This is a genomic window from Hydrogenophaga laconesensis, from assembly GCF_031457235.1.
In the GTDB taxonomy this organism is placed as follows: Bacteria; Pseudomonadota; Gammaproteobacteria; order Burkholderiales; family Burkholderiaceae_C; genus Hydrogenophaga; species Hydrogenophaga laconesensis.
In genome coordinates, this window is sequence record NZ_JAVDWE010000001.1 from 87,813 (window position 1) to 110,749 (window position 22,937).

General features: G+C 65.2%; 14 protein-coding genes. 9 read left to right on the plus strand and 5 right to left on the minus strand.

The window, feature by feature from the left end:
• Positions 1-160 precede the first annotated feature (160 nt).
• The 6 genes from J2X09_RS00440 to J2X09_RS00465 all read left to right on the plus strand — a co-directional run bounded on the left by J2X09_RS00440 (position 161) and on the right by J2X09_RS00465 (position 13,936).
• Positions 161-1,615, plus strand: coding sequence for an undecaprenyl-phosphate glucose phosphotransferase (locus J2X09_RS00440; protein ID WP_204731383.1), 1,455 nt, complete (start codon positions 161-163; stop codon positions 1,613-1,615).
• 164 nt (positions 1,616-1,779) lie between these two features.
• Positions 1,780-3,792: an acyltransferase family protein gene (locus tag J2X09_RS00445; RefSeq protein ID WP_204731384.1), complete on the plus strand. Its 2,013-nt coding sequence runs from the start codon at positions 1,780-1,782 to the stop codon at positions 3,790-3,792.
• Positions 3,789-5,342 carry a GMC oxidoreductase gene (locus J2X09_RS00450; RefSeq protein WP_204731385.1) on the plus strand — a complete coding sequence of 518 codons (1,554 nt, stop codon included), beginning with the start codon at positions 3,789-3,791 and terminating at the stop codon, positions 5,340-5,342. Before J2X09_RS00445 ends, J2X09_RS00450 begins: the two co-directional genes overlap by 4 nt.
• A complete protein-coding gene (locus tag J2X09_RS00455; protein WP_204731386.1) occupies positions 5,339-6,106 on the plus strand; it encodes an SDR family oxidoreductase in 768 nt (255 codons plus the stop codon). The genes J2X09_RS00450 and J2X09_RS00455 overlap by 4 nt, the downstream gene beginning before the upstream one ends.
• Before the next feature lie 112 nt (positions 6,107-6,218).
• Positions 6,219-12,200 carry a non-ribosomal peptide synthetase gene (locus J2X09_RS00460; protein ID WP_310306962.1) on the plus strand — a complete coding sequence of 1,994 codons (5,982 nt, stop codon included), beginning with the start codon at positions 6,219-6,221 and terminating at the stop codon, positions 12,198-12,200.
• Between the two features lie 830 nt (positions 12,201-13,030).
• On the plus strand, positions 13,031-13,936 hold the full coding sequence (locus J2X09_RS00465) for a DUF1996 domain-containing protein (RefSeq protein ID WP_204731388.1): 906 nt from the start codon (positions 13,031-13,033) through the stop codon (positions 13,934-13,936).
• Positions 13,937-13,994: 58 nt separating this feature from the next.
• Here J2X09_RS00465 and J2X09_RS00470 read toward each other — a convergent pair whose 3' ends face one another.
• Together J2X09_RS00470 and J2X09_RS00475 are read right to left on the minus strand one after the other, a co-directional pair.
• Positions 13,995-14,642: a PA14 domain-containing protein gene (locus tag J2X09_RS00470; protein WP_310306965.1), complete on the minus strand. Its 648-nt coding sequence runs from the start codon at positions 14,640-14,642 to the stop codon at positions 13,995-13,997.
• A gap of 259 nt (positions 14,643-14,901) precedes the next feature.
• A complete protein-coding gene (locus J2X09_RS00475) occupies positions 14,902-16,002 on the minus strand; it encodes a DUF1996 domain-containing protein (protein ID WP_204731390.1) in 1,101 nt (366 codons plus the stop codon).
• Positions 16,003-16,571: 569 nt separating this feature from the next.
• Here J2X09_RS00475 and J2X09_RS00480 point away from each other — a divergent pair.
• Positions 16,572-17,768 carry an amino acid aminotransferase gene (locus tag J2X09_RS00480; RefSeq protein WP_204731391.1) on the plus strand — a complete coding sequence of 399 codons (1,197 nt, stop codon included), beginning with the start codon at positions 16,572-16,574 and terminating at the stop codon, positions 17,766-17,768.
• A gap of 66 nt (positions 17,769-17,834) precedes the next feature.
• Here the strand turns inward: J2X09_RS00480 and ygiD are convergent, their stop codons facing one another.
• Positions 17,835-18,704, minus strand: coding sequence for a 4,5-DOPA-extradiol-dioxygenase (ygiD, locus tag J2X09_RS00485; RefSeq protein WP_204731392.1), 870 nt, complete (start codon positions 18,702-18,704; stop codon positions 17,835-17,837).
• A 146-nt stretch (positions 18,705-18,850) separates the two neighbouring features.
• On the opposite strand from ygiD, the gene J2X09_RS00490 reads away from it, so the two are divergent.
• Both J2X09_RS00490 and rsxB read left to right on the plus strand, forming a co-directional pair.
• Positions 18,851-20,239, plus strand: a complete 1,389-nt coding sequence (locus J2X09_RS00490; protein ID WP_204731393.1) for a polyhydroxyalkanoate depolymerase — start codon at positions 18,851-18,853, stop codon at positions 20,237-20,239.
• A gap of 47 nt (positions 20,240-20,286) precedes the next feature.
• Positions 20,287-20,949, plus strand: a complete 663-nt coding sequence (rsxB, locus tag J2X09_RS00495; protein ID WP_204731394.1) for an electron transport complex subunit RsxB — start codon at positions 20,287-20,289, stop codon at positions 20,947-20,949.
• 10 nt (positions 20,950-20,959) lie between these two features.
• On the opposite strand, the gene J2X09_RS00500 is transcribed toward rsxB, so the two are convergent.
• Together J2X09_RS00500 and J2X09_RS00505 are read right to left on the minus strand one after the other, a co-directional pair.
• Positions 20,960-22,480 (minus strand): methyl-accepting chemotaxis protein, encoded by a 1,521-nt coding sequence (locus tag J2X09_RS00500; RefSeq protein WP_204731395.1) that lies wholly within the window; start codon positions 22,478-22,480, stop codon positions 20,960-20,962.
• A 78-nt stretch (positions 22,481-22,558) separates the two neighbouring features.
• Positions 22,559-22,852 carry a hypothetical protein gene (locus tag J2X09_RS00505; RefSeq protein WP_204731396.1) on the minus strand — a complete coding sequence of 98 codons (294 nt, stop codon included), beginning with the start codon at positions 22,850-22,852 and terminating at the stop codon, positions 22,559-22,561.
• Between the last annotated feature and the right edge of the window lie 85 nt (positions 22,853-22,937).

Consider the following 22,937-nt stretch of genomic DNA (forward strand, 5'->3'; position numbering starts at 1 on the left):
GCGAGGCCTCGTTCGCTGCGCGCAGCGCCTCATGCCGGTGGCACGACCACCACAGGGCAAGGAGGTGAACGTGAACATCAGCACATTTGAGGACAAACCGGCCCACGCAATGTGTTTCACGGGCTTCTGAAGACGGTCCCACACCTATACTCCCCCCACCATGGTCGCTCCCAAAAGACCCCTCCGATCCATCCTCAAACGCCGCGGCAGCATTTCCACGGCGGTGCAGACCGTGCTGGATCTGGTGGCCGTCATGGGACTGGCGCTGCTGCTGATCCACCAGCAGATCGGCAACCTGACCGCCGAGTACTCGGTGATGCTGTTGCTGCTGGCCATCGGCATGATGTTCGCGTACGACCAGTTCGGCGTGTACCGCAGCAACAGCAGCATGGGTCGCAAGGCCCTCACGCTGTTCAAGGCGTGGTCGCTGGCCTACGGACTTTTGCTGGTGGTGGGCTTCGCGACCAAGCAGACCGAGGGTTTCTCGCGCCTGTTGCTGGGTCAGCTGTACGTTGCCGGGTACCTGCTGCAGATGGTGCTTCAGTACCTCAGCCGCGAGGTGCAGACCCGCATCATGCGCCGTGCCGTTCCCATCGAGAACGTCCTGATCGTCGGCACGGGCAAGCTGGCGCGCTACCTGCAGAACAAGATCTCGGGCAACCCGTGGCTGAACCAGCGCGTGGTCGGCTGCCTCGAGCTGTCCAACCCCGAGTTGAACCGTGCCAGGGACACCGGCGCCTCCCTCTACGAAACCTCGGACTTCGCGCCGCTGAACGATCCCAACGTCATCGGCAATCTCGACGAGATGCTGGCGATCATCGACCGCCACGACCTGCGCACGGTCTACTTCGCCATCCCGTTGAGCGAATCGTCGCTCATCGAGGATGTGTACTTCGAACTGCTGGACCGCCATATGGCGGTGCACTGGGTGCCCGACATCTTCTCGGTGCTGCTGGTGAACCACAGCGTGCGGGAGATTGCCGGCCTGCCCGTGCTGACGCTCTCCGAGACCCCGCTGACCGGCACCCGGCTGCTGCTCAAGGCGGTGGAAGATTTCGTGCTGGCGTCCCTGATCCTGTTGATGATCTCGCCGCTGCTGCTGCTGATCGCCATTGCCATCAAGCTCGACAGCCCGGGCCCCGTCTTCTTCCGCCAGGCCCGCAAGGGGTGGAGCGGGAAGATCTTCCACATCTGGAAGTTCCGCAGCATGTTCGTGCACCAGCCCGATGCCAAGGTGGTGCAGCAGGCCACCCGCAATGATCCGCGCATCACCCGGGTGGGCGCCTTCCTCCGCAAGACCAGCCTCGATGAACTGCCCCAGGTGTTCAACGTGCTGCTGGGCGAAATGTCGCTGGTGGGCCCCAGGCCGCACGCGGTGCAGCACGACGAGGAGTATTCCCAGCGCATCGACTCCTACTTCGCGCGACACAACATCAAGCCCGGTATCACGGGGCTGGCCCAGGTCCGGGGCCTGCGAGGTGAAACCAAAGAGATTCACAGCATGGAGCAACGCATCGAGGCCGACATCGAATACATCAACAACTGGTCGATCTGGCTGGACCTCACCATCCTGGTCCGCACATTCGGCGCGTTTGTCGGCAAGAACGCCTACTGATCCGTAGGCCGCTCTGCCGGGTGTTCGTGGATCGTGACGATCCTGCCTGGCCCCGTCGACCCGGTGAATGCCGTGCAACCGACGAACCAGGCGCCCATGCAAGGCCCGCCTGTCCACACGGTTGATCCCTTCTGACCTGCACCTCGACACCTGAAACACCAGGCATGACCCAAGCACATGCGATGACCTACCGACCAGAGATCGACGGCCTGCGGGCCATTGCGGTGCTGGCGGTCGTCCTCTACCACTTCGGGCTGCCCGGACTCGCCGGTGGTTTCGTCGGCGTCGACATCTTCTTTGTCATCTCCGGCTTCCTGATCGGCGGCATCCTGTGGGATGAGTGGACGCGCACGCAGCGCGTCGCGCTCAGCCAGTTCTTCCTGCGCCGCATCCGCCGCCTCGCCCCCGCGTTCTTCGCGATGACCACGGTCACCGCGGTCTTTGCATATTTCGTTCTTCTGCCGTTCGAGTTCAGGGAGTTCGGCAAGCAGCTGATCGCGGCCACGGTGTGGCTGTCGAACGTCCAGTTCTTCCGGGAGTCGGGGTACTTCGACATCGGTGCCGACAGCAAGATCCTGTTGCACACCTGGTCGCTCGCGGTCGAAGAGCAGTTCTACCTTGTGCTGCCGCTGACCATGTTGCTGCTGCGCAAGTCCAGGCGCAACCTGCTCGGCGTGCTGATTGCCACCTGGGTGATCTCCCTTGCGGCCTGCATCGCGCTGACACCCGTTGCACCCACCGCCACCTTCTTTCTCTTCCCCTTCCGGGCCTGGGAGCTGCTGTCGGGTGTGTTGCTGGCCATCTGGGGCCGGGAGGCCGGAACGCAGTGGCGCTTCAACGCCATCCTTTCCTGGGTCGGCATCCTGCTGCTGGCCTGCGCACTGACGCTGATCCGGCCCGGAACGCAGTTCCCGGGCTGGCAGGCCATGTTGCCCGTGGCCGGCACCGTGCTCATCCTGCTCAACGGCCGGCATGCCAACACCGTCAACGCGGTGCTGGCGTCGAGGATCCCGGTCTTCATCGGCCTGATCTCCTACTCGCTGTACCTCTGGCACTGGCCGGTGCTGACGCTCTCCACCTACTGGCGCGGCGCCTATGCCAACGGCCTCGAAGCCGCGGCCTGGCTCGCCCTGGCGGTGGTCCTCGCGGTCGCGGCCTGGGCTGGCGTCGAGCGGCCGATACGGCGCTCGCTGTCGACGCCCGTGCTGGTCACCGGTTTTGTCGCGCTGTTTGCCTTGTCCGTCGGGGCCGGGCTCTGGGCCTACCTCACCAACGGCGCTCAGAACCGCTTCAGCGCGGCCGCACGCGTGCACATCGAAGCGTCCAATGGCTTCTTCATGGACTGGAGCCGCTGCTCCATCGCCAGCAGCGGCAGCCTGCAAGACCTGGACGTGTGTACCGTGGGACCACCCGGCCCCCCGCAAGTGCTGTTCTGGGGCGACAGCCACCTGCGCGCCATGATGGGCGGCGTCGGCCAGGCAGCGATCGATACCCACACCCCGGGCCTGATCGTGTGGCATGCCGGGTGCCCGCCCCTGTTCGGGGTGGCCAAGAAAGAAAGTGCGGCCACGCCGGCGCAGGACCAGAAGTGTATTGCGGATACCGAGAAGATGCGCAAGGCCGTGACGGAAATGAAAGACATCCGCCGCATCGTTCTCGTGGGCCGGTGGACGTACTACGCCACGGGGAAAGGCACAGGCCTGGATGCGCACAACCAGATCGAGCTGTCTGCCGCGCCGGCGTCCCCCCTTCAAGGCGAGCCCGCTTCCGCGCTCTACGCGTCGGCCTGGCGCCTCACCGTGGCCGAACTCAAGCCGCACTTCGACGAGGTCTTCGTGCTCAGGCAGGTGCCCGAGATGCCGGGCTACGGCGCCAGGGACATCGCCCGACGGATCGTTCACCGGGGCGCGGGCCCCGCCGACATCCAGGATGCGCTCACCGTATCGAACGACGTGCTGCAGGCACGGGTGGCGGCGGCCGAGGCGCCGCTGAATGCACTCGCGAAAGAAGGGCTCATCACCCTGATCGACACCTGGCCCACGCTGTGCACGCCGGATTGCGCGGTGGTGCACGACGGGCAGTCCTACTATTTCGACAACAACCACCTCAGCAATTCGGGCGCGCTGGCCTTGCGGGGGTTGCTGCAACCGGCCATGACGGGACGGAGACCCCCATGAAAGAGCTTGTTGATCGCGTCTGGGACGTGATCGTCATCGGCACGGGAATGGGGGGTGGCACCGCCGGGCGCGCTCTGGCCGAGGCCGGCAAATCGGTGCTGTTTCTCGAGAAGGGGCGGCAGGGCATCCGGACCGAACGGCAAGGCATCGACCAGTCCCTCACCGACCCGGTGGCGCGCTCCATCCGGGGGTTCTGGCCCGACGAGGTGTCTGGCACCGTCAATGGCAAGCAGCAACAGTTCCTGCCCCCACTGGGCACCGGGCCCGGGGGCAGCTCGGTCTTCTATGCCGCCACACTCGAACGGCCGGAGCCACACGATCTCGACCACAGCGACGCCCGGCCGCATCCCACGGGAGGCTGGCCCGTCCGCTACGAGGACATGCGCCCCTGGTACGACAAGGCGGAGGCGCAGTTTCAGGTGCATGGCGAAGTGGACCCGCTCTGCACCGTCCCCAACCCCAGCCTCGCTCCACCACTGGAGTCGACCGCCACGGATTCCGCCATCTTCGAACGGCTGAGGAGCAACGGGCAGCACCCATATCACCTCCACATTGCCATCGCCAATGTCGAGGGCTGCCTGGGCTGCCTGGGTGTGAAGTGCCCACGCGCCTGCAAGATGGACGGCCGATCTGCCGGCGTGGAACCTGCCCTGGCCACCGGCCGCGCCACCCTGCTGGACGAGTGCGAGGTGACCGCCCTGCACGGCTCTGCCGAGCAAATCACCCACGTGAGCGCCATCCGACATGGCGAACACCTCGAATTCCGGGCACGGCAGTACGTGCTGGCGGCGGGAGCCCTGAACTCGCCCCGCCTGCTGCTGGCATCGCGCAACAGCCACTGGCCGCAAGGCTGCGCGAATCAACACGATCAGGTGGGCCGCAACCTGATGTTTCACGTCAATGAGATCTTTGCCATCTGGCCTCCCCACCGAGGCGGCCCGGTGAGCCCCAGCAAGGCGCTGGGGCTGCGGGATATGTACAGCGTCCAGGGCCAGCGCCTGGGCATGGTCCAGGCCATGGGGGTCAATGTCTCGCACGGGCTGATCGCCCAGTTCATGAAGGAGCAGATGGAAGAGCTGGGCCTGGGCCGGTTCTCCCGCCTGGCCCACCTGGCCGCCTGGCCAGCCACCCAGGCCCTGGGGACCGCGCAGCTCTTCGTCGGCCTGCTGGAAGACATGCCTTACGTGAACAACCGGGTCACCTTGAATGTCGACCAGCCGGCACGGATGCAATTCGAATACACCATGCAGCCGGAACTGCGCCAGCGGCGCAAGCTGTTCCGGCAATCGATCAAGCGCGCGTTCAGGGGACTGCACCCCATCTTCGGCGGCTGGGTGCCCAACCTGAACTACGGTCATGCCTGCGGCACACTCCGGTCGGGAACCGACCCGAAAACGTCCGTCGTCGATGCAGACTGCCGGGTGCACGGGCTGGACAATCTGTACGTGGCGGACTCGTCTTTCTTCCCGACGTCCATGGGCGTCAATCCCAGCCTGACCATCGCCGCCAACGCCCTGCGCGTGGCCCATTTGATGAGCGAGAGACCATGAACGATCTGACCCGAGGCCTTGCTATCGTGACGGGTGCCGGCTCCGGCCTCGGTCGTGCCATGGCCATCGCACTGGCTCACAAGGATGTTCGCGTGGCGGGCTTCGGACGGCGTGCCGACGCGCTCGAGGAAACGGCCCGCCTGGCCGGCCCGCGCTTCGTGCCTTGCACCGTGGACGTGAGCTCCACAGAGGAAGTCGAGGCGGTGATGGCACGCCTGGCGCGCGACGTGGCGCCCGTGACGATCCTCATCAACAACGCTGCGGTGTATCCGCGCCGCGATTTCCTGGATGAAACGCCGCAGAGCTTCATGCACAGCGTCGCCATCAATCTCGGCGGCATGGTCAATTGCAGCCACGTTGCCCTGAAGCAGATGGTGCAGACCGGGCGGGGCCGCATCCTGAACGTGTCGACCTTCGCCGACCTCGCGCCCATCCCGATGAGCAGCGCCTATTCCGTGTCCAAGGGCGCCGCCAAGATCTTCACGAGAGCACTGCGCGCGGACATCGAAGACCGCTTTCCGGACATCATCATCAACGACTGGATGCCCGGTGCGCTGGCCACGGAAATGGGCATTCCCGACGGCATCGCCCCCGAGGTGGCCGCGCGGTGGGGCGTGGAGCTGGCGTTGTGGAATGACCCGTCCCTGCGAGGCACGATCTGGGAGCGGGACACGGAGCAACTGCCCCACCGCTCGCTCAAAGGCCGGATCAAGGACAAGTTGCTTCGCCGAACCCGGACACCCCGACGTCTGACCAGCGCGTGAAATCGGACACGCTCGTTGACCCCTCTGCCACCTGCCGCCGGTTGCCCATACCCCCTGCGATACACTCGGGGCTCGCCCGCATGTCCAAGCGACTGCCGCGGGTGAATGCGGGGTGCTTGCGGGCACGCCTCATCCAGGATCGACCCGAGGTACCGGGCTGGTATTTCCTGCACTAGCACACTCCCCAGCTACCTTGTTCACCCTTGCAAGTCGCGTCCGCCGCAGGTCTGAAGAGTTCAGAGACCAGCCTGCCATCGTCCTGCTCCAGGCGGATCTGGTGTCCACCGAAACGCTCACGTATGGTGAGCTCGTCGACGCCTCGCACCACATCGCATCGCTGCTGCTCCAGCAGGTTCAACCCGGTGATCGCGTTCTTCTGGCCTACGACAACTGCCTCGACGCGGTGCTGCTTTTCTGGGGCTGCATCATGGCGGGCGTGGTCGCGGTGCCCGCCCCGGCGACCGATGCCAGACGCTCCAAGGTCGGCTGGCGCCGGTTGCAGTCGATGTGTGAAGACGCACAGGTGGCCATGGCCTTCACGCTCGGCGACCAGCTGGAAGCCGCACGGGCTCAGGTTCCTCAGGTGAAATGGGCGACGCTCGATGGCCTGGGCGACTGGCGCCGTGCAGCGCCACCCGCCGCCAGCGACGCGATCGCCACCCGACAGCACAAGCTCCGCGACCTCGCCTACCTCCAGTACACGTCCGGCTCGACCGGACGGCCCCGGGGCGTGCAGATCACGCATGGCAACATCCTGGCGCAGTGCGAGGCGCTGACCGCGGCGGAAAGCATGGATCCGGCGTTGTCCAGAACCCTGACCTGGTTGCCCTGGTTCCACGACTACGGACTGGTTCACGGGCTGCTGGTGCCGGCCTTCACCGGCACGACGTCCTACCTGATGTCCACGCAGCAGTTTCTTTTGCGGCCACTCAGGTGGCTCGAAGCGATTGCCCTGCACGGCATCACCCACAGCGGCGCGCCGGATTTCGCCTACGAAGCCTGCGTGAATGCGCTGGCCCGCTCGCCCGACTGGAAGAACCGCCTCGACACCTGGAAGCTCGCGACCTGCGGCGCCGAGCCCATCCGGCCGCAGACGCTGCGGCGCTTTGCCGAAACGTTCTCGCGCTTCGGCTTCAGGCCGGAAGCGTTCGCGCCATCGTACGGCCTGGCGGAAGCCGTGCTGGCGGTGTCCCTGGGCAACTCCACAAAGGCGCCCACCACCTTGCAGGTGGACCGGCAACTGATCGAAAAGCGGCTGGTGAGGGAAGCCTCCGCCGCGTCAGACAACACCATGGAGCTGGTCGGCAGCGGCCGGGTGCTGCCAAGCATGGCGGTGCGCATCGTGCAGCCGGAAACTCGGCGCCCCTGCCCGCCCGATGAGGTGGGCGAAATCTGGGTCCACGGGCCCTGCGTGGGCGAAGGCTACTGGAACCAGCCCGACGCCTCCACCGAGAGGTTCGGGGGCGTCATCGATGAACCGGGTGCCAGCGAACGCTTTCTGAGAACGGGCGATCTCGGCTTCATCTGGAACGGAGAGCTGTTCGTCACTGGCCGGTACAGCGATCTCATCATCGTCCACGGCCGCAACATCCATCCACAGGATCTTGAGGAAACCGCCCTCGCGACGTCCCCCTGGGTGCGGCCCAAGGGGACGATCGCCTGCCCGGTGGAGCACGCGGGCCGGGAGCGCGTGGTGCTGCTGGTCGAATGCCGCAACCAGCTGGCACCGGGCGACCACGGCTCGCTGCAAGCCAGCCTGCGCCACGCCATCGCGGAAGCCCACGAGGTCGATCTGCTGGAAGTCGTGCTCCTGCGCGGTGGCGTACTGCCCCGCACCTCCAGCGGCAAGCTGCAACGGCGAGAGGCACGCAGGATGTATCTCAGCGGCGAACTGGTGCCGAACCAGTTGAAGCCCGTGGAGGGCAGCGAGCCGGTGCGCACAACCAGCGAAGCCGTTGAACGGCTCAGTTCAGAACTTGCACCGCTATGGGCCGATGTGCTCAACCTGCCCCAGGTGCCGGAGGACGCCCATTTCCTGCACCTGGGCGGCGACTCGCTGACCGGTACCCAGCTGCTGTCCAGGGTGCGCACACGCTGGGGGGTGGACCTGCCCATCTCCGCCCTGTTCGCCGACCCCAGCCTGAGGGGTATGGCCAGCGCCCTGGCCGACAGACTGGCCTCGGCACCGACCACCGCCGCCACCGACCCGCAGCGCGATCCCGCACCCACCAGCACCGATGCCGACGACACCACACTGCTGGCGTACTCGCAGGAGCGCATGTGGTTCATGCAGGCGCTCGCGCCGGCCAGCAGTGCCTACAACGTGCCACTCGCGCTGCGCCTGCAAGGCCAACCCGATGCCGACGCGCTCGAACAGGCCTTCATGGCTCTGATCTCCCGCCATGAGATCCTGAGGACGAGGTTCATCAACACCGACCTCGGCCCCGTCGCCGAGGTGGTCGGCGGCGGCGACTTCCAGCTCGCGCGACTGGATGCCCCCCCCGGCGGCGAGGCAGGGCTGCACGACCTGATGAGCGAACTGAGCCAGCAGGTGTTTGCACTCGATCAATGGCCCCTGATACGCGCCTCCCTGATCCGCGTGTCGCCGCAGGACCATGTTCTGCTCGTCGTTCTGCACCACATCGTGGCGGACCAGTGGTCGTTCTCCGTGCTGGGACGGGACCTGAGCACCGCGTATCGACTCGCGCGCGCCAACAACGGAAAGCCGCCATCCGGCGCGCCCCTGCGCTTTGCCAGCTATGCCAGCTGGCACCGGCGGTGGTTCGAAACCGAGCGCCAATCGCAGGAAACCGCGTACTGGCGCCAACGCCTCGATGGCCTGCGCCCCGTCGCACTCGTTCCCGACAAGGCCCGGCCGCGCGTCCCCAGTTTCCGCGGTGGCAGCGTGCGCGTGCCCTTGCCGCCCGGCGTCACCGACGCCTTGAACACGCTGGCCGCAAGCCAGGGCGCCACGCTGGCCATGGCGCTGCTGGCCGTCTTCAAGGTGTTTCTCCAGAAACACACGGGACAGACCGACCTTGCCATCGGCATGCCGATCGCCAACCGGCACCACCCCGCCTCGGAAAACCTGATCGGCACCCTGGTCAACACGCTGATCGTTCGCACATCGCTGCACGGCGACCCCGATTTCAACGAGGTTCTGCAACGTGTCAAGGTGGCGGCCCTGGAGGCCTACGAGCACCAGGACATGCCCTTCGAGCTGCTGGTCCGCACACTGGACTACAAGCGCGATCCATCGCAAACGCCGCTGTTCAACGTCATGTTCAACCTCGTGAACACACCCGTGCGCGATGTGGATTTCGGCGACCTGAGCTGGTCGCGGATGGACGTGAACCGCCTGTCCTCGCAGGTCGATCTGACGATGGTGGTCGATCCCCAGTTCGACCGCTCCATCGTGCTCGAGTACGCAACGGACCTGTTCGAAGCAGCGTCCGTGCAGCGCATGGGTGATCAGCTGCTGACGCTGCTCCAGTCCGCCATCGAACACGCCCGCTCGCCTTTGTCTCGGCTGACGCTCCTGGACTCAACGCAGCGGCAACAGGTACTGTCCTGGGGTTCGGGTCGCAAGCGGCCCGCCGAGGGCATCGGGCTGGCGGCCTTCATCGAGCGCGGCCTTCAACTCGACCCCGAGGCCACCGCCGTGGCTTTCGGCGATCAACGCCTGTCGTACCGCGAGCTGGATCGGGCATCACTCAGTCTGGCGGCCCACCTGCAGTCACAGGGCTTCGCATCGGGCTCGCGCATTGGTCTGTGCCTGCCGAGGTCACCGGATCTGATCATCGCCCTGCTGGCGACCATCCGCAGCGGCGCGACCTATGTTCCGCTGGACCCGACCTACCCCGAAGAACGCATCGGCTACCAGATCGAGGACGCGAGCCTGTCGCTGATCGTGGGCACCACGCAGACACTGACAGTGCGTCGCACGGCGCAGGTACCCTGCCTGGCGATGGATGAGGGCTGGCCCGATATGCGCGCCACGGATCGCCTGGCCACGGACGTGGCGGCACCCGCCTACCTGATCTACACCTCCGGATCGACAGGACGCCCCAAGGGGGTCTGCCTGCCTCAGCATGCGGTGGTCAATTTCCTGCGCAGCATGGCGCATGAACCTGGCATGCGACAGGGCGACCGCGTGCTGGCCGTCACGACCCTGGGTTTCGATATCGCTGTGCTCGAACTGCTGCTGCCGCTGAGCGTGGGTGCCACCATCGTGCTCGCGTCCGACAGCGAAGTCATTGACGGCGCGGCCTTGAAGGCGCTCGTCGAGACCCAACGCGTCACGCTGATGCAGGCCACACCGTCACGCTGGCACCTGCTGCTGGAGGCGGGTTGGTCCCGGACACCGGGCATGCGCGCACTGGTGGGTGGCGAACCTTTGCCCCACGCACTGGCCAACGACCTGCTGCTGCGATGCGATGAAGTCTGGAACATGTACGGCCCCACCGAGACCACGGTGTGGTCCACGTGCTGGCGCGTGCAGCCCGATGTGCCCATCTCGCTCGGTCAGGCGATCGACCAGACGCAGATTCTCGTGCTCGATGAGGCAGGCCAGCTCACCCCCGTCGGCGCCTGGGGCGAAATCTGGATCGGAGGCGATGGCGTGGCCGACGGCTACTGGCAGCGCGAGGAGCTCACGCGCGAGCGCTTCCGCGTGCTCGAAACCCTGGGCGCGGAACGCTTCTACCGCACGGGTGACCGGGGTCGCTGGCGCCACGACGGATCGCTCGAGCACGGCGGCCGGCTTGACGATCAGGTCAAGCTGCGCGGATTCCGCATCGAACTCGGCGAGATCGAGGCGTTTTTTGCCAGCCAGCCCGATGTCCAGCGCTGCGTGGCCCAGGTGCGTGAAGACAACCCCGGGGACCAGCGGCTGGTCGCCTACATCGTCTCGCCATGGCCATCGCTGGATATCGAGCCGTTGCGCGCACGGGCGCGCCAATGGCTGCCCGATCACATGGTGCCGGCTGTCTACATGCAGGTATCGTCCCTGCCGGTGCTTCCCAACGGGAAGATCGACCGCCATGCGTTGCCGGTTCCGCCCGGCAATGCCGTGTCTGCCGGCCGCAGGCGGGCGCCCCAGAGTGAGGCCGAGCACCGCCTCATGGCCATCTGGCAAGACCTGCTTCAGCACCGCAACTTCGGCATCGACGACAACTTTTTCGATCTTGGTGGGCACTCGATGCTCGCAGCACGGATGATCCGGCGCATCGAGACGGAGTTTCAAAGTCCATTCAGTCTCAACATGCTGTTCGAGCAGCCCACGGTGGCAGGCATCGCGCTTCAGTTGAAAGGCCCACACCCCGGGCCTGACAGGCCAGCAGCGGTGCTGCGGCGCGGCGCGGCACCGGCCGGGTTGTTCCTTCTCGCGGGTGCGCAGATGTACCAGGAGCTGGCGCGTCAGCTCACCGTTGACATGCCCGTGTATGGCCTTTTCTCGCAAGCCGAAATCGATTTGCTGGAGTGGCCGGTGCATCGGCCCCTGCCGCCCTTCTCCGTCGAGGCGCTCGCAGGGGCCTATGTGGACCTCATCCGTGCGCAGCAACCTCACGGCCCCTACTACCTTGGGGGGTTCTCCATCGGTGGGGTGCTGGCATATGAGGCCGCCCAGCGCCTCATCCAGGAAGGTGAGGAGGTCGGCCTGCTGGTGATGCTCGACTGTGCGATGCCTGGCCGAGGCTGGCGCCGCCTGAAGGCCGGCGTCGTGCGGCGCATCCGCATGATCCGGCGAGACGGCTGGCGGCATTTTGTCCATCTGTACCGCCAGCTCCGGCAGTTGCAGATCGCCAGTGGTCAGGCGGGCGGGCGCCGGAATCAGGTGTACGCGCAAGCCATCCACCAATACCAGGCCCGTGCCAGCAACGTACCGGTGGCCTTCTTCCAAGCCGCCGGCGATACCTCCACCGAACCGGCCTATGGCTGGGGTGAGCTGGCATCCAGCATGACCATCAAGCTCGTTCCCGGCCGGCACTCCGACATTCTGGAGACCCCCAACGTCTCGGAACTGGCCCGCGAGTTGAGCCTGCAACTTGCGTCGGTGGTGGGCGAGTCGCGCGCGGACTCGCGGATCACGTAAGCGCTCGCAACAAACGTTCTTGTCGGCGGGCGGTCGTTACATGCGACCACTACCACGCATGCATGGCCTTGCGTGGTTGCGCATGCAACTTTGAAAACAAACGGTTTATCAGACGTGTCCTGCGAAGTATCAGACACGTCCTACAGCCAGCCGCACCCGGTCCATGCCTTGTAACAAGTCCCACAAATCCGAAATATCTGCTCCGGATAATTTGCCGATGAGGTCGTCAGGCAATATCGGGAACCCCTGAATGTCGGCGGCTTTGCAGCCCTGAGACCTTGCTGCCGCTTGCCATCCCGATTGAACCGCCTGGCTGCACATGGTTTCGTTCGTAGCCGCGCTTGATCCGTTTGTCGCTGTGACCTACTTCACGGTCGCCAGACGACAGAGACTGCTTTCAAAACTAGCTCGCCAACTCAGCTGCAAATGGGACCCGCAGCGAAGACGGTGTGATCCATTTAGGGTATTTCATGACGAACTCAGTGCAAGCTCAATCGAACAGCCTTCGGGCCGCGCTCCCTGCGCTCTTCTCTGCCGTCCTGGCTGCTTGCGGAGGAGGAGGTGGTGGTGGCGCTGATGTCGTGGCCAGCGAAACCGCACAGGTCGCAGCGCCTGCAGCTTCGCCTGCAACCAAGCCGTCCACATCGACGCCCGCACCGTCTCCTTCTGTTTCGTCGCCGAAGCCTTCTCCTTCTCCTTCTCCTTCTCCTTCTCCCTCTCCGTCACCCTCGCCAACGCCTGCTCCGTCGCCCACACCGGCACCGTCCCCGGCACCCACCCCTGCTCCGTCGCCTGCTCCGACACCTGCGCCTGCTCCGAGCACTGGCACGATGATGCCGACGATCAACAGGGCGGCCATTCCGGCACCCGCAGCCGGCTACTCCTCGGATCGGGTTAGAAGCACCACCGAGCAGCCCAGCGGCAGCGATGGCACGGGCGCCTTCCGCACGGTCTGCGACTTCAGCCACATGGCGTTCGATGACCCCATCGTGCTGCCTGGCCAGCCTGGCGCCTCGCACCTGCACACCTTCTTCGGCAACACCGCCGTCACCGGCAACTCCACCGCCGCGTCCATCGCCAATTCCGGCAACTCCACCTGCCGGGGTGGCACCATCAATCGCAGTGCCTACTGGGTGCCGGCGATGATCGACACCCGTGATGGCACACCACTGCGTCCGCTGGAGTCCAACTTCTATTACAAGACCGGCTACAACAGCGTGGCACCCGGCACGGTGCAGTCCCTGCCTTCGGGCCTGCGCATGATCGCGGGCGACGCGAAGAACGCAGCACCCAGTGGCCCGTTCTCCTACAGCTGCCACTCGGCCACGGCCATGACCCAGGTGGGGGCGGCCATCCCGAACTGCCCCGTCGGCACGCAGCTGCAGCAACACATCGTGTTCCCGCAGTGCTGGGACGGTGTGAACCTGGACTCGCCCGATCACAAGAGCCACATGGCCTACCCCACCGCAGGCCGTGGCTGCCCGTCGTCGCACCCGGTGCCGCTGCCCGAGATCACCTTCAACATCGTCTACCTGGTCACGGAAGCCAACTCAACGCAGCGCTGGCGCCTGTCTTCGGACAACTACAGCACCTCGCTGCCGGGGGGCTACTCGGCCCACGGCGACTGGTTCAATGGCTGGCGTCCGGACATCATGGACACCTTCGTGCGCTACTGCGATCGGGCGGCCGTGGACTGCGGATCGCACCTGCTGGGCGACGGTCGGGTCATGTACTGACACCCGACAGCGACACACGACGCTCCGACAGGGGCGTCTCAGGCGGCATCCCGATCAGTCACGAGCGGGATGCCGTCGCCGTTTCTGAGGGCACATTCAGAAGTGCCCTCGGCACCACATAGCGCGCCCCGTGTGGCGCAGTCCATTCCAGCTTGACCGGTGCGCCCGAGTCAGCGATCTTGTTGACGATCACCTCCACAGGATAGAAGCGCCCTGCGGCCAGCTCCACCTTTCCATCGGGAGGCGCATCCACGCCCGCCACCACGTTGCGTGCAACCAGCACCTGCATGTTGGGTGCATCGGCATGGAAGCGATACGACCCGCTCATGGGTGGTTTGATCCAGCCACTCCATCGGACAGACCCCAGGGCGGGCACGTCTCCACTGCCGGGTCGTTTGATCGATGCATCGAAATCGATCGTCTCGTCCACGCGCACCAACGCTGCCTTGCCGCGCAGGAAAGGCTGCGTGAAATACTCGCCGCGAAGCCCGACACCCACCGCATTGGCCGCGCTACAGATGTCTGCGCGCGCTGCCGCACGAACCAGCTCGGCCTCCATCAAACCGGCTGAGGACTTGGCGGGCGCCAAAGGCAACACCGCGGATCGCGCCAGGAACAAGGCGGTGCCACCGCCCGCGATGACGGCCAGGGCCATCGCGCTGCGCAAGAACCATTTGCGTGAAGGTGAGCCAGCAGGAGGAAACATGGTCGTGCAACTCTATCGCGGGTGAAAAACCAGGAGAAGCCCCTATTCCCTGAAATGTCTATCAGGGCACATCGTGATGCGCTCAACCCCGATCCATCTCGGGAAGACTGCGGCCTGCCCCAATGGGTTCAATGGACAAGACCGTGGAAATGGCATGCATCCAATGAAGCGAAAAGCCCTGGAATCTGTCAGTTCAAAATGCCGACGGCATCCCGCTCGAAACCGATCGGGATGCCGCCAGTGACATATTGCAAATCGATCAGTACATGACCCGACCGTCGCCCAGCAGGTGCGATCCGCAGTCCACGGCCGCCCGATCGCAGTAGCGCACAAAGGTGTCCATGATGTCCGCACGCCAGCCATTGAACCAGTCGCCGTGGGCCGAGTAGCCCCCCGGCAGCGAGGTGCTGTAGTTGTCCGAAGACAGGCGCCAGCGCTGCGTTGAGTTGGCTTCCGTGACCAGGTAGACGATGTTGAAGGTGATCTCGGGCAGCGGCACCGGGTGCGACGACGGGCAGCCACGGCCTGCGGTGGGGTAGGCCATGTGGCTCTTGTGATCGGGCGAGTCCAGGTTCACACCGTCCCAGCACTGCGGGAACACGATGTGTTGCTGCAGCTGCGTGCCGACGGGGCAGTTCGGGATGGCCGACCCCGCCTGGGTCGTGGCCGTGGCGGAGTGGCAGCTGTAGGAGAACGGGCCACTGGGTGCTGCATTCTTCGCGTCGCCCGCGATCATGCGCAGGCCCGAAGGCAGGGACTGCACCGTGCCGGGCGCCACGCCGTTGTAGCCGGTCTTGTAATAGAAGTTGGACTCCAGGGGCCGCTGTGGCGTGCCATCACGGGTGTCGATCATCGACGGCACCCAGTAGGCACTGCGGTTGACGATGCCACCCCGGCAGGTGGAGTTGCCGGAATTGGCGATGGACGCGGCGGTGGAGTTGCCGGTGACGGCGGTGTTGCCGAAGAAGGTGTGCAGGTGCGAACGACCGGGCTGGCCAGGCAGCACGATGGGATCGTCGAACGCCATGTGGCTGAAGTCGCAGACCGTGCGGAAGTTGCCCGTGCCATCGCTGCCGCTGGGCTGCTCGGTGGTGCTCCTGAGGCGCTCTGTGGAATAGCCCGCCACGGCGGCAGGAATCCTGGACACATCGATCACCGGCATGAAGGCGCCGGTGTTTGTGGAATCCGGCACCTGGGTGGTCGGGTTCGATGTTCCGCCACCAGTGGAACCGCCACTGGTGACGTCGCCACCACCGCCTCCACCACCACAGGCGCTGAGCGCCAGCAGGCAGACAGCCACAAGCGAGAAACGTGAAACAGCAGACCGCGACACGGTCGCGATGGTGGTGAGGGAAGTCATAGGGCGGAAGAAGGAATCTCGGGGGTCAGGTGCTCAAATCCGCCTGATGAACACGCACTGGACCGGTCAAACCGAGATATCAGGAAGCAGTGTGAATCGCGCGGTATTGAAGCCAAAACGCACGCAAGAATCGTGCGAAATGGCAACGTGTCGAATTATCGCTTCTGCGCAGGCCCCCCAAACATGCAAATGCCCATTGGCGCAACAAGCTGTAATTCGAAGCCCTGCCACAATTGCCTTTGAAACAGGAAACCATTGACTTCAAGAGACATTTTTCAATGAATGAAAAAGCATTGCTTTTTTCGGTATGGGTCCGACCGAAAGCAGGAACAGTCGGGTCTGCGTCTGGCTTATTTCATGATCAACAGTCCATCCTGAGAAAGGGATGGGGATCTGCAGTTACAAACGTTCACGCCTGATACGGCCGGACCGGTTCCACAGGATCGATCGTCCACAGCAGCAAATACCAGCGCTGTCCATGCAGCATGGTTGGCCTGCCTGCGCGTCGTGTGCACACGGCCCCGCTAAAATGCCGGGTTGCCCTCGTCCCCAACCCCAGGAACTCCAGCATGTCCCTCTTCTCCGCCGTCGAAATGGCACCGCGCGACCCGATTCTGGGTCTGAACGAACAATTCGCCGCCGACACCAACCCCAACAAAGTGAACCTCGGCGTCGGCGTGTACTTCGACGACGGTGGCAAGCTGCCCCTGCTTCAATGCGTGCAGGCCGCTGAGAAGACCATGATGGACAAGCCCTCGGCGCGCGGCTACCTGCCGATCGACGGGATTGCCGCCTACGATGCGGCCGTGAAGAGCCTGGTGTTCGGCAATGAGTCCGAACCCGTGAAGTCCGGCCGCGTGGCCACCGTGCAGGCCATCGGCGGCACCGGCGGACTGAAGATCGGCGCAGACTTTCTCAAGCGGCTGAACCCCGACGCCACCGTGCTGATCAGCGACCCGAGCTGGGAAAACCACCGCGCGCTGTTCACCAATGCCGGCTTCAAGGTCGACACCTATGCGTACTACGACGCCGAGAAGCGCGGCGTCAACTTCGACGGCATGCTGGCCAGCCTCAATGCGGCCGCACCGGGCACCATTGCGGTGCTGCACGCCTGCTGCCACAACCCGACGGGCTACGACATCTCTGCAGCGCAATGGGACCAGGTCGTCGCTGTGGTCAAGACCCGCGGCCTCACGCCCTTCCTCGACATGGCCTACCAGGGCTTCGGCCATGGCATCGCCGAAGACGGCGCCGTGATCGCCAAGTTCGTCGCCGCCGGCCTCACCTTCTTCGTGTCGACCTCGTTCTCCAAGAGCTTCAGCCTCTACGGTGAGCGCGTGGGCGCGCTGTCGGTGCTGTGCCAGAACGCCGAAGAAGCCTCGCGCGTGCTGTCTCAACTCAAGATCGTCATCCGCACCAACTACTCCAACCCGCCGATCCATGGCGGTGCGGTCGTGGCCGCCGTGCTGAACAACCCCGAACTGCGCGCCCTGTGGGAAAAGGAACTGGGCGAGATGCGCGTGCGCATCAAGGCCATGCGCCAGAAGCTGGTGGACGGCCTCAAGGCCGCCGGCGTGAAGCAGGACATGGGCTTCATCACCAGCCAGATCGGCATGTTCAGCTACTCCGGTCTGACCAAGGACCAGATGGTGCGCCTGCGCAGCGAGTTCGGTGTGTACGGCACCGACACCGGCCGCATGTGCGTGGCGGCGCTCAACAGCAAGAACATCGACTACGTCTGCCAGGCCATCGCCAAGGTCGTCTGAGTTCGCGCGTGCCGCAAGCAGAAAAGCCGCTCGATGAGCGGCTTTTTTTCTTGGGAAAGGCGACCTTCAACTCCAGATGACGGAGCGCATCGAGATCGATGCACCCTGGAAGCCTTCATTGAAAAAGCGGGGCTCCTCATCCGCCTGCACCGCACCGCCTGTGTAGAGCAGTGGCAGGTAATGTTCCCAGCTGGGGTGGGCCATCTGCGCCAGGGGGCCCAGCTGCTGGAAGTCGTTCAGCGCCTCCAGCCGCCCCTGCGCGATGTGCTCCGCCGTGATGCGGTCGAATTCGATGGCCCAGTCGTAGGCCTGGTTGTCGGTGGCTTCGCGGCGCATGGTGCGCAGGTTGTGGACGATGTTTCCGCTGCCCACGAGGAGCACGCCGCGCTCGCGCAACTGCGCCAGCTGGCGACCCACGGCAAAGTGCTCGGCCGCAGGCCGCCGGTAGTCCATGCTGAGCTGGATGACAGGAACGGTCGCCTCCGGAAACATGGGCTTGAGCACCGACCAGGCACCGTGATCCAGGCCCCAGTCGCCTTCGTCGAGGTCGAGTGCACGGCCGGAATCCGGTTGCTGGACGACGCCGCTGATGGCCCTGGCGATCGTGGGTGAACCGGGCGCCGGGTATTGCTGGTCGAACAGCGCCTGCGGAAACCCACCGAAATCGTGGATGGTGCGGGGTGCATCCATGGCCGTGAGCTGCCATCCCGGCGTCAACCAATGGGCCGAGATGCACAGGATGAGGCTCGGCGCCGTGCCGCGCTCTTGCAGGGCCTGCCCCAGCGCCTGCCAGTTGCGCCGCCAATGGTTGTCTTCGATCGCATTCATCGGGCTCCCATGCCCAAGAAACACCACGGGCATGCGTTCGGTCGATGGCAGTGCGGCGGCCAGCTGGGCCAGGGCCGCGGAAGCTGGCACGGGGGCGGAGTTGCTCATGCAGTTCTCGTGGGGCGACAAGGGAAGATTCCGGCGCCCATTCTTTCACGAAGGTGACAGAAGCCCTGGGGAGTTAGGTGTTTTCCTCCTGCCGGCAATATGCACATGCTGATATATTGCACTGCAACATAACGACTCCCCTGCCCATGCTGTACCAGATCTACGAAACCCAGCGCTCGATCATGGAACCGTTCGCCGACCTTGCAGAGGTGGCGTCGCGGATGTTCACGAACCCGATGCTGCCGCTGGCACAGTTGCCTGGCGCACAACGCATCTCGGCGGGTTACGACCTGCTGCACCGCCTGGGCAAGGACTACGAGAAGCCGGTGTTCGGCATCCGCACGGTGGACGTGGATGGTGTGGACGTGGTGATCCACGAGCATGTCGAAATCGACAAACCGTTCTGCGAACTGCGCCGCTTCAAGCGCTTCACCGACGACACCCAGACGCTGGCCAAACTCAAGAGCCAGCCCGTGGTGTTGATCGTGGCACCGCTTTCGGGTCACTACGCGACGCTGCTGCGCGACACGGTGCGGACCATGCTCAAGGACCACAAGGTCTACATCACCGACTGGAAAAATGCCCGCCTCGTGCCGCTGGCAGACGGTGAGTTCCACCTCGACGACTACGTCAACTACGTGCAGGAATTCATCCGCCACCTGCAGAAGGCCTACGGCAACTGCCATGTGATGAGCGTCTGCCAGCCCACCGTGCCGGTGCTCGCGGCCGTCTCGCTCATGGCCAGCAGGGGCGAGACCACGCCCCTGTCCATGACGATGATGGGCGGCCCGATCGATGCGCGTAAATCGCCGACCGCCGTGAACAACCTGGCCACCCAGCGCAGCCACGAGTGGTTCGAGAACAATGTGATCTACCGCGTGCCGGACAGCTTTCCGGGCGCGGGGCGCCGCGTGTATCCCGGGTTCCTGCAGCACACGGGCTTCGTGGCCATGAATCCGGACCGCCACGCATCGAGCCACTACGACTATTTCAAGGACCTCATCAAGGGCGACAATTCCAGCGCCGAGAGCCACCGCAAGTTCTACGACGAGTACAACGCCGTGCTCGACATGGACGCCGACTATTACCTCGAGACCATCGAGACCGTGTTCCAGGAGTTCAAACTTGTCCATGGCACCTGGGACGTGAGGAACGAACAGGGTGAACTCGAGCGCGTACGCCCGCAGGACATCACGCGCACCGCCCTGCTCACCGTCGAAGGCGAACTCGACGACATCTCCGGCTCGGGCCAGACTGCGGCGGCGCACGACCTGTGTTCCGGCATCGCCAAGTCACACCAGATGCACTACGAGGCGCAGGGCGCCGGCCACTACGGCATCTTCAGCGGCAGGCGCTGGCGCGACATGGTGCACCCTGTGGTCAAGAGCTTCATCGCGGCCCACCAGCCTACCGCTGGAGTGAAGGCGACGGCGAAGCCTGCGGCCAAGGCCGTCAAGACCGCACCACGCAAACCCGTGGCAAAGACCCCTGCTCCCGCGCGCAAGGCAGCCGCCCGCAAGACCGCCAGAGCCTGAGCAGCGCGCTTCTTTGGTGCCACGACGGCGCCGGTATATTCGTCGGCATGAACGACCTCGCCCGGCGCATCGACGCCGCCCTGCCGCAGACGCAGTGCACCCGCTGCGGTTACCCGGACTGCGCCAGCTACGCGCAGGCCATCGCGGCGGGTGACGCCGGCATCAACCAGTGCCCGCCCGGCGGCGCCGAGGGTATTGAACGCCTGGCCGCGCTGACCGGCCAGCCCGTGCGCCCGCTGGACCCCACCTACGGCATCGAAGGTCCGCTGACGGTGGCCGTCATCGACGAGGACTGGTGCATCGGTTGCACGCTCTGTATCCAGGCCTGCCCCACCGACGCCATCGTCGGGATCCACAAGCGCATGCACACCGTCGTGGAGCCTTACTGCACCGGGTGCGAGCTGTGCATACCCGTGTGCCCGGTGGACTGCATTTCACTGGACATCGTCAGTGGCGAGCGCACCGGCTGGGCCGCATGGACCGTCGAGCAGGCACAACAGGGCCGGCAGCGCTACGACCACCGGCTGCAGCGGCTGGAGAAAGAAAAGAAAGAGCACGACGCGCGTCTGCAAGCCAAAGCGGCGGACAAGCTGGCCGATCTGGCCGCGCAATCGAAAATCACCGACGACGCGGTGCTGGACAAGAAGCGCGCGGTGATCGAGGCAGTGCTGGCCCGTTCCCGCGCCCGGCGCGGGCCATCCACGGAATGAGGCCGGGCGCTCAGGCCACCTGCCGTGCGGCAGCGGTCTTGTAGACACCGCAGCCCACGTAGAGGTCGTCGATCTTCACCACGTAGGACATCTTGGCCTGGATGGCGCCGGTCACGGGATTGGCAATGTCGTACTCCACCCAGCCCTCGCCCACTTCGCCCTGCGCCACGATGGCGTTGAGCAGGGCCTGACCGTCTACCCCGGGAATGTCCTGCACGCGGCTGCCCACCTTCTCCGGCTTGCCACCGAAAGCACGGTACACACCCGTGCCATCGAGCGCGAACACGTACATGTCGCGGTCGTGGAAGCCATTGGACGGTTCGGTGATCTCGCGTGCGAAGGCCTCGCGGCTGCCCTGCCTGCGGCGGGCCATGGCGCGACTCACCAGTTGCATGGCCTCTTCGGCCGTGCCCTGCTGCAGCATGAAGGACGACACGGCCTTGGACAGGTGCGCGGCCCGTTGCTCCAGCTGGTTGGCCTGCGTCACCGCGCGCTCCACCATCTGCGCGTTGCGCTGGGTGATCTGGTCGAGCTGGGTCACGGCCGAAGAAATCTCGTTCAGGCCCGTGCTCTGCTCGGCGCTGGACGCCGAAATCAGCGACATGTTGGCGGCCACGCCACGCACGCCGTTGACGATCTGGCCGATGCTGCTGCCTGCCGTGCGGATCTGGGCCACGCCCGCCTCCACCTGGCTGCGCGAAGCCTCGATGAGTTCGCGGATCTCCCGCGCCGAGGCAGACGAGCGCTGCGCCAGCGTGCGCACCTCGGCCGCCACGACGGCGAAGCCGCGCCCCTGTTCGCCGGCACGCGCGGCCTCCACCGCCGCGTTCAGCGCCAGGATGTTGGTCTGGAACGCGATGCTGTCGATGACGCCGATGATCTCGTTCATCTGCTGCGCGCTCTTCTGGATGCCTTCCACGGACTCGACGGCCTGCCCCATGAACTTCGCGCCCGATTCGGCGACATCGCGCACCTGGGCGGCCTGTTGATCGGATTCACCCGCCGTGCGCGCGTTCTGCTGCACGGCGCTGGAGAGCTCGTGCACGCTGGCCGCGGTCTGCTCCAGGTTGGCGGCCTGCTGTTCGGTGCGGTCGGCCAGATCGCGGTTACCGGTGGCCAGGCTCTTGCCCGCGTGCGCCACCAGCGCGGAGTTGCTGCGCACCTCGGCCACCATGGACGACAGGTTGCCGATCGTGCGGTCGAGCAGGCGGGCGAGCTCGGCCAGTTCGTCACGGCCCGTGAGCCGGATGGAGGACTGCAGGTTGCCCGAGACGGTCTGCTCCATCACCGCAAGCAATTGGCGGAAGTCCGCGGTGAAGCTGGCGTAGAACGACAGCATCAGATACGCCAGTGCGCCCAGACTCACCAGGGGGAGCGCAAGGGCACTGCCTTGCAGGCTGCCAGCAGCGTGCAGGGCCCATGTCAACAACAGAGGCAGAACCGCCGAGGCCGCCAGCAGCAGGAGTTTGCCGCGCAGGCGCACGCGGCGCATCAATGCGATGCCGGGAGACAGGGGATGGAATCCGGACATGGGGTTACCGCTCCTCGAGTTGGATGCTGTCTTATCGGTGAGGGGGCCACCGGCTTGAGCCGGGGAAACCCCCGGTGCTCAATGCATGCCGACGATGCCGGACTGCCGCGCCTCGAAATGCCGGAACAATTGCACGGCCATCAGCCGCAAGGTGTCGTCGGCCATGTTGTGGGCGTGCGAGAGCTGCTCCAGCGCATAGCGGCGGTCGCAGATCATCAGCGCCCGGCTCACGCACATGCCCTGGGTGGACATGCGCAGGCAGAAGGACTCCAGCAGCTCCTCCGGCCACGCAGGCGACATGTCTCGTCCGTGCCAGGAAGTGGCGGACGGACTGGAGAGGTCTTTCGATGGCTGGCCGGGGAACGGGTTCATGGCGAACTCCTGCGACTGAGGCGGTATGGGCGGCGCCACCATCGGCACAGCCCCCACAGGCCACAAGATTAAATTCGCCGACCCA

Excerpts from the sequence above, each read along its gene's own strand:
- J2X09_RS00505 (WP_204731396.1), bottom strand. The coding sequence starts at position 22,852 with ATGAACCCGTTCCCCGGCCAGCCATCGAAAGACCTCTCCAGTCCGTCC.
- J2X09_RS00465 (WP_204731388.1), top strand. The coding sequence starts at position 13,031 with ATGATGCCGACGATCAACAGGGCGGCCATTCCGGCACCCGCAGCCGGC.
- ygiD (WP_204731392.1), bottom strand. The coding sequence starts at position 18,704 with ATGAGCAACTCCGCCCCCGTGCCAGCTTCCGCGGCCCTGGCCCAGCTG.
- J2X09_RS00490 (WP_204731393.1), top strand. The coding sequence starts at position 18,851 with ATGCTGTACCAGATCTACGAAACCCAGCGCTCGATCATGGAACCGTTC.
- rsxB (WP_204731394.1), top strand. The coding sequence starts at position 20,287 with ATGAACGACCTCGCCCGGCGCATCGACGCCGCCCTGCCGCAGACGCAG.
- J2X09_RS00455 (WP_204731386.1), top strand. The coding sequence starts at position 5,339 with ATGAACGATCTGACCCGAGGCCTTGCTATCGTGACGGGTGCCGGCTCC.
- J2X09_RS00450 (WP_204731385.1), top strand. The coding sequence starts at position 3,789 with ATGAAAGAGCTTGTTGATCGCGTCTGGGACGTGATCGTCATCGGCACG.
- J2X09_RS00480 (WP_204731391.1), top strand. The coding sequence starts at position 16,572 with ATGTCCCTCTTCTCCGCCGTCGAAATGGCACCGCGCGACCCGATTCTG.
- J2X09_RS00470 (WP_310306965.1), bottom strand. The coding sequence starts at position 14,642 with ATGTTTCCTCCTGCTGGCTCACCTTCACGCAAATGGTTCTTGCGCAGC.
- J2X09_RS00500 (WP_204731395.1), bottom strand. The coding sequence starts at position 22,480 with ATGTCCGGATTCCATCCCCTGTCTCCCGGCATCGCATTGATGCGCCGC.
- J2X09_RS00445 (WP_204731384.1), top strand. The coding sequence starts at position 1,780 with ATGACCCAAGCACATGCGATGACCTACCGACCAGAGATCGACGGCCTG.
- J2X09_RS00440 (WP_204731383.1), top strand. The coding sequence starts at position 161 with ATGGTCGCTCCCAAAAGACCCCTCCGATCCATCCTCAAACGCCGCGGC.
- J2X09_RS00475 (WP_204731390.1), bottom strand. The coding sequence starts at position 16,002 with ATGACTTCCCTCACCACCATCGCGACCGTGTCGCGGTCTGCTGTTTCA.